At 52.8% G+C, this 6,744-nt stretch carries 5 protein-coding genes; 4 read left to right on the top strand and 1 reads right to left on the bottom strand.

Annotated features, from left to right (window positions below):
* Positions 1-347 precede the first annotated feature (347 nt).
* Positions 348-1,259: a site-specific tyrosine recombinase gene (locus tag I6E40_RS10315; protein WP_235387090.1), complete on the bottom strand. Its 912-nt coding sequence runs from the start codon at positions 1,257-1,259 to the stop codon at positions 348-350.
* A 153-nt stretch (positions 1,260-1,412) separates the two neighbouring features.
* Between I6E40_RS10315 and I6E40_RS10310 the strand changes: the two genes are divergently transcribed.
* The 4 genes from I6E40_RS10310 to I6E40_RS10295 all read left to right on the top strand — a co-directional run bounded on the left by I6E40_RS10310 (position 1,413) and on the right by I6E40_RS10295 (position 5,099).
* Positions 1,413-1,856 (top strand): type II 3-dehydroquinate dehydratase, encoded by a 444-nt coding sequence (locus I6E40_RS10310; RefSeq protein ID WP_235387081.1) that lies wholly within the window; start codon positions 1,413-1,415, stop codon positions 1,854-1,856.
* Positions 1,853-2,704, top strand: a complete 852-nt coding sequence (locus I6E40_RS10305) for a DUF4292 domain-containing protein (protein ID WP_235387080.1) — start codon at positions 1,853-1,855, stop codon at positions 2,702-2,704. Before I6E40_RS10310 ends, I6E40_RS10305 begins: the two co-directional genes overlap by 4 nt.
* 96 nt (positions 2,705-2,800) lie before the next feature.
* Entirely contained in the window at positions 2,801-4,189 is a 1,389-nt protein-coding gene (locus tag I6E40_RS10300) for a murein hydrolase activator EnvC family protein (RefSeq protein ID WP_235387078.1), read from the top strand.
* 61 nt (positions 4,190-4,250) lie between these two features.
* Complete coding sequence (locus I6E40_RS10295) at positions 4,251-5,099, top strand: lysophospholipid acyltransferase family protein (RefSeq protein ID WP_235387076.1); 849 nt, start codon at positions 4,251-4,253, stop codon at positions 5,097-5,099.
* Positions 5,100-6,744 lie beyond the last annotated feature (1,645 nt).

Raw genomic sequence — 6,744 nt, 5'->3', positions numbered from 1 at the left:
GAGCATAGCGGGCTATGTGACTGACGAAACTTACAAAAGTTCATCTCTAAGAAATCAAAAATCAACTCAACCTGATTTTTAGAACACCCCTTATTTCTGAACAATTCGCCTTCAAAAACAAGAAAATGTTTTCTCCATTAATGCCCATTAACTGTTCCATTAAATGTCTCATTAATTTCTGAACAATTCGTGAACAGTCCTTGTTCAATCCTTGTTCAAAAACAAATTAATGGCTTTTTAATGAATCAAATTCATGAACATTAATGTTTCAAAAAGGGTTTCAAAAGGGTTTCAAAAGGGTTTCAAAAAGAGTGCGCTCCCGGCAAGAAATGTTTCTCCGCTTCGTTTCAATCCGATTCTCTGTTTCTCGGGAAATGCTCGAGGACCTGAGCGCGAAGGAAACTGCGGTCCAGGTGCGTGTAGATTTCCGTGGTGGTGATTCGCTCGTGTCCCAGCATGGCTTGAATGGCGCGCAGGTTCGCGCCCCCTTCCAGCAGGTGGGTGGCAAAGGTGTGGCGGAGCGTGTGAGGTGAAATGTTCTTTGTGATGCCTGCCGCTTCGGCAGCGACGCGCAGGTTGTGGAACACGGTGATGCGGGAAAGATGTTTGCCTCGTCGAAGACTTAGGAAAACATAGTCCTCCTCACCCGGGCGAATCGTAATCTCGTGCCGATGGAACATCCACTGACCAATCTCCTTCACGGCTCTTTCCGAAATGGGGACAAGTCGTTGTTTGCTTCCCTTTCCCTCCACCTTCAGAAAACCTTCCTCCAAAAAAAGGTCGCTCAAACGAAGCGAGCAAAGTTCGCTGACTCGGAGTCCGCAACTGTAGAGCACCTCCACCATCGCACGGTCCCGACATCCTTCGCTCGTGCTGACGTCAAAGGCTTGCTCAATCCTGTCCACCTCTTCGACGGTCAGCACCTCGGGCAGATGCTTCGGACGGTGGGGCGACTCCAGCAGTTCCGTCGGGTCGGCATCCAAGAACCCGTCCAAGACCAGAAAGCGAAAGAACGAACGGACACCGCTCAGGATGCGCGCCACGGAGGTGGGCGAGATGCCGAGTTCGCAAAGTTCAAACGAGAAGCGGTGCAGGTGCTCCAATGTGACCTCGCGCAGTTTGACCTGCTCGTCGGCGAGATAGGACAGCAACTTGGCGACGTCGCGACCGTAGGCATCGCGGGTGTTGGCGGAGAGTCCCTGTTCTAGGAGCAAATGACGGGTGTAGGCTTCAAACAAAGAAGACGGAGAGGAGGGCATGGGCGGAGGGGATGTTCGGTTGAAGGAGAAGAAATTGAGGAGTATGCCGAGTTTTTCGTAACTTTGCGCCGTGTCACTGTCGGCGTAGTCGCCGAGACGAAGCGCAGACCGTGCAAATTTACGACGAATATAAATTTCAGAAGACAAGCGACAATGAAACTCTTGGTGTTGAACGGCCCGAACTTGAACTTGTTGGGTGAGCGCGAACCGGGCATCTATGGTACCGGTTCTATGGAGGACTGCTTGAAAACCTTGAACGAGGCGTTTCCGACAGATGAAATAGTCTATTTCCAAAGCAACTGCGAAGGCGCACTCATCGACCGCCTGCAACAGGCGCGCCGGGAAGGCATTGAGGGCGTTGCCCTGAATGCCGGAGCCTATACGCACACCTCCATCGCACTCCATGATTGCATCCGGTCCCTTCCCTTCCCCGTGGTGGAAGTTCACATTTCCAACGTGCATGCGAGAGAAAGTTTCCGCCACGTCTCTATGATTGCTGCCGCCTGCTGCGGCGTGGTCTGCGGGTTCGGACTTGACTCCTACCGCCTCGCTCTTGAAGGCCTGAAACTGAGAGCCGGGGGAGGGCAGAAGGCATGAGGCGTCTGCTGATTCCCCTGTTGGCATCCACCCTGTTGCTCGCCGCCTGCAAAAGCGCGTCCTCGGCAGGAAAAGACTCTGCTTCCGTGCCGACGACAGAAACCACGCGCGGTCTGAAGGCGGACGAATCCGAGGCGGTGGTGAAGAAATCGGAAGGTCGGCAAGCCACCAAAGAGTGGCTGACGGCGAAAGTGAAAGCCACCGTGGGTGCCGGCGAAAAGAGCATGACGGTCAACGGCACGCTGCGGATGAGACGCGATGATGTCGTTCAACTCTCGCTCTTTGTTCCGGTCTTGGGAATGGAAGCGTTGAGGCTCGAGTTCACTCCGCAGGACGTGCTCGTGCTGGACCGGTTGAACAAAGAATATGTTCGGGCAACCTACGATGAAGTGTCGTTCCTCCGCGAAGCCTCCCTTGACTTCTATGCCCTCCAGGCACTGTTCCGCAACGAACTTTTCGTGCCGGGGAAGCGCAGCGTGGCAGGGTCGGAAAAGCTCTTTTCCGTGGAGCAAAGCGGGAACGGTTTCTCGCTGACGCTGAAAAACTCCCCGCGGCTGCGCTATGCCTTTCGGACTTCGTCAAAAGGAAACATTGAAGAGTTGCTCGTCACGCCGAAGCAACCCAACGGGACGGAGTTCTGTTGGAACTATGGCAACTTCCAACCGTTTGACGGCAACCCCTTCCCCATGGACATGCTCATGACGTTGAAAGGAGTCAAGCGTCCCGTGAGTCTGAAACTCGTTTTCTCATCGCTCAAAGAAGCGTCCGATTGGCAAACCCGCACCACGGTCGGAAAAAAATATGAACGCCGAAAAGCAGAGGAAGTGCTGAGCAAGTATGGCTTGTGACCTCAAGTGCTGAGGCTTGCAGAACCCGTCTGCTCTCTCTTCCTGCTCCCCCCATAATCAATCATCCTCAAACGCGGCTTCCCGCCGCCACCTCTCATGCGTTTTCTCCTCTTCCTCTTCGTTTTTCTGCTGTCGCTGAGTCCCCTCGAAGCGCAAACCAACAAGCAAATCCGGAAACTGCAAAGCCAGCAGAAAACACTCAAAAAAGAAATAGCCAACCAGGAAAGCCTGCTGAAATCCACCAAAAAGGACGTCCGCTCGCAACTCGCCAACCTGCAGGTCATCAACACCCAGATTGAAGGTCAGCAAAAGTATGTGGACGGCATCCACGCCGAAATCACAGAGCTCGCCTCCAACATTGAAGGGTTGCAACGGCAGATTGACCTGCTTGAGAAAGACCTCGAAGACTGCAAAAGGAAGTATCGGCACGCTGTGACCTACATGTTCCGGAACAGACTGAAGTTCTCAAAATGGAGATTCATCCTCTCAGCGCAGAACTTCAGACAGATGTATCGACGCATGAGATATGTCACCGAGTTCAGTCGTTATCAGCGGCAGCAAGGACTCATCATACAAGAGAAGGAGGCAGAGGTCAAGGCGCGGAAGCAGGAAATGCTGGGCGTAAAGAAAGAAAAGGACGCACGCTATGCCGAAGGTGTCGCTGAAACCCAAAAACTCGAAGGGAAGAAAAAGGAAAGACAGCAGGTGGTCAATGAGCTGAACAAAAAGCAGGCGCAACTCCAAAAGTCCATCGCACAACAAAAGAAGACCTACGACCAGCTCAACGCTCGCATCGACAAACTGATTCAACAAGAAATCATCGCCGCCGAGAAACGCCGAAAAGCAGAAGAGGCGCGACGCCGAAAAGAACAAGCGGCACGAGAAGCAAAAGCACGCCGGGAAAGAGAAGAGGCTGAGCGCCAAAAACGCAACACGGCGACAGCCAACAAAAAAAGCGGTGGAAGAAACACGGCTGCCACATCCTCAAAGTCCGGCAGGTCAAGCAAAGCCTCCACCAAACGCGACGAGGTCTTCAACAATCCGCGCATCGTTGAAAACTCAGACCATGCTCTGACCAACAGCTTTGCCTCCAACCGAGGCAGACTCCCCATGCCCATCACCGGAAGCTATTCCATCACCACGCATTTCGGAACCTACAATGTCGCAGGTTTGAACGGCGTTCAACTCGACAGCAAGGGCATCAACATCACCGGACGTCCCGGAGCGCAGGCACGGTGTGTCTTCCGTGGAGAAGTGACTGCGGTTTTCCCCTACGGAGGCGTCTATAACGTCATCGTGCGTCACGGAAGTTATATGTCTGTCTATTGCAACCTTTCCTCCATCTCTGTCCGACGCGGACAGAACGTGGAGGCGCGTCAGACCATCGGCGCGGTTGCCACCGACGGTTCAGGAAACTGCACGTTGCACTTCCAACTCCGCAAAGAAACAGCCCGTCTGAATCCTGAAACGTGGTTGGCAAGATGAAAAGCCTGATTTTGTAGAACACTGATTTACAGAACACTGCTTTAGAAAACCCCGAAACGCAATGCCCTTTCCCATTCTCTATCTCATTTCTGATTTCCTCTTTTTGATGGTCTATCACGTCGTGGGCTATCGCAAACGTGTGGTTCGAGAAAATTTGAGGAACTCCTTCCCGGAACGCTCGGAGGAAGAGCGTCGGGAGATTGAGCGCAAGTTCTATCATTTCTTGTGCGACTATTTCGTGGAAACCTTGAAACTCGGCACCATGAGTCGCAAGCAACTCGAGCGTCACATGCGTTTTGTGGGCGTTGAAGAAATTGACGAGGAATTGAAGACCCATCCTTTTGTTTTCATCATGCTCGGTCATTTTGGGAATTGGGAATGGGTGTCCACTCTGGGTTCTTTCAGCAAAAACCATTGCGCACAACTCTACACTCGTCTGCACAGCCGTTTGGCAGATCGCCTCTTTTTCAAGCTGCGCACTCGCTTCGGGTCGGAGAACATTGAAAAACACGATGCGTTGAAACGCATCCTTACCCTGCGAAAAGAAGGCATTCGGAGTCATGTGGGGTTCATCTCAGACCAAAGCCCCACGCCGTTGGCAACGCATCTGTGGGTGAACTTTCTGAACCAGGAAACCGGTGTCTTCACCGGGGCAGAACGCATCGGTAGGAAAGTGGGGGCTGCGTGTTATTTCGTCACCCTCTCCCGACCGAAGCGAGGATACTATGAATGTCGCTTCGAATGCCTCACTCACGACATAGCCTCTCTTCCGGAACATGAACTCTCCAAACTCTTCATGAAACGTCTTGAAGAGGAAATACAGAAGGCTCCGCACCTCTGGCTTTGGAGCCATCGTCGTTGGAAGCACAGTCGTGAAGAAGTGGAGCGAATCCAAAAGAGGACGGATTGAAGAATAGAGGAATGGAAGAGGAAGGCTGACCGCTCCGCGAAAAACTCGGCGCAGCCGCTTTGAAAGAAACGCCTACTTGATACCCATTTGACAGTCAAGCAAGACAGTCCGGCACTCCAGACCGGACTGTCTTGTCATTTCTGCGTGCCGATTCGTCATTTCTGCGTGCCGATTCGTCACTTCTGCGTGCCGATTCGTCATTTCTGCTTGCCGATTCGTCACTTACCGCCCGTGGGACGGCATGTTTACCGCCCGTGGGACGGCATGTTTACCGCCCGAGGGGCGGTAAGTAACGAGTCGGCGGGAAAAAGTGACGGAGCCTAAGGAAAGATTGACGGAGCCTAAGGAAAAACGCCGCCATCTTCGCGGGCGTACAGCCTTCCAGGCTAATCATTTCTTGCCATCAGTTATCCCCGGGCTGCAGCCCGGGGATACTCACAGTATAGCCCTCCAGGCTAAGATGCTTTTGCTGCACAGGTGATAACGGGAGAAGAGACTAAAAGACTAAGAGTCAAAGAGAGGAAGAGACGGAGGGAGGATTTTAGTCTGGAAGGCTGTACTGTGAGTAAGTCAGCGTGCCATAATGGCCAATCTGCTGCGTTGCTATCGGATTCGGGCTTGGTCATGTACTTCAGTACACTCCCTGCGCCCTCATCCTCAGCGCCTTGCATCTTGACCATTCTGACACACCTTCAACCGGGGGCAACGCCAGCAAGTGTGGCTTCGCTGCACTTCATGTCTTAGGGAGAGGATAAGGCAAGCAAGACTATCCAGCCTGGAAGGCTGTACTGTGAGTAACCGGGGGCAACGCCCCCGGATAGCAGGGAACTCCCTCAGGGTCAGCCTGGAAGGCTGTACGCCCGCGAAGATGGCGGCGGGAGCCGCCGCGCGAAGGCGCACTCTGCGTTGATGAGGACGGTCTGAAAGCCCATACGTCACTCCTTCCCGCCGTCTCGTCACTCCTTCCCGCCGATTTGTTACTTACCGTTCGACGAGTGGTAAGTTTACCGCTCGCCGAGTGGTAAGTTTGCCGTTCGTCGAGTGGTAAGTTTACCGCTCGTCGAGCGGTAAGTGACGCGCCCTAAGGAAAGCGTGACAAAGCCTAAGAAAAAAACGTGGCTGACCGCTAAAATTTTTACGGCATCAAGTCGCTCCTGCAAGCCGATTCGTCACTCCTACGTGCGTGCTTCGTCACTCCCGCGCGCCGTCTTGTCACTTACCGCCGTGCCGCGGCATGTTTACCGCCGTGCCGCGGTAAGTTTGCCGTCGCGCCGCGGTAAGTTTACCGCCGTGCCGCGGTAAGTGACGAAACGGCTTGTAGGAGTGACGGGGCGGCGGGAAAATATGACTTGATGCCGACTTAAAGCGGCTACCGCCGCGCCGAAGGCGCACTCTGCATGGATGACGATGGGCTTTCGTGTATAGTATTTGTGTAGGGTTTTAAACGCCTCAATGTATAGTTTTGTGTATAGTTTGTGTAGGGTTTGAATCATAAACCATACATTCCGTAACGCACAGAAAAACAGCGTAATGAATAGTGGAATGTAGGTTTTTTTGTAGAGTTGTATAGTTTCAATACTTCGTTAATTTTCAGTTTATAGATTCAATTATAACATGTTACGTCATATATACAGCACCTCTGACA

The organism is Prevotellamassilia timonensis, from assembly GCF_021531665.1.
GTDB lineage: Bacteria > Bacteroidota > Bacteroidia > Bacteroidales > Bacteroidaceae > Alloprevotella.
The sequence above is the reverse complement of the archived record's forward strand: the minus strand, read 5'-3'. Positions and strand labels throughout refer to the sequence as shown.

What these genes read in the sequence shown, in the direction of transcription:
- I6E40_RS10305 (WP_235387080.1), top strand. Translation starts at nt 1,853, where the DNA reads ATGAGGCGTCTGCTGATTCCCCTGTTGGCATCCACCCTGTTGCTCGCC.
- I6E40_RS10300 (WP_235387078.1), top strand. Translation starts at nt 2,801, where the DNA reads ATGCGTTTTCTCCTCTTCCTCTTCGTTTTTCTGCTGTCGCTGAGTCCC.
- I6E40_RS10315 (WP_235387090.1), bottom strand. Translation starts at nt 1,259, where the DNA reads ATGCCCTCCTCTCCGTCTTCTTTGTTTGAAGCCTACACCCGTCATTTG.
- I6E40_RS10310 (WP_235387081.1), top strand. Translation starts at nt 1,413, where the DNA reads ATGAAACTCTTGGTGTTGAACGGCCCGAACTTGAACTTGTTGGGTGAG.
- I6E40_RS10295 (WP_235387076.1), top strand. Translation starts at nt 4,251, where the DNA reads ATGCCCTTTCCCATTCTCTATCTCATTTCTGATTTCCTCTTTTTGATG.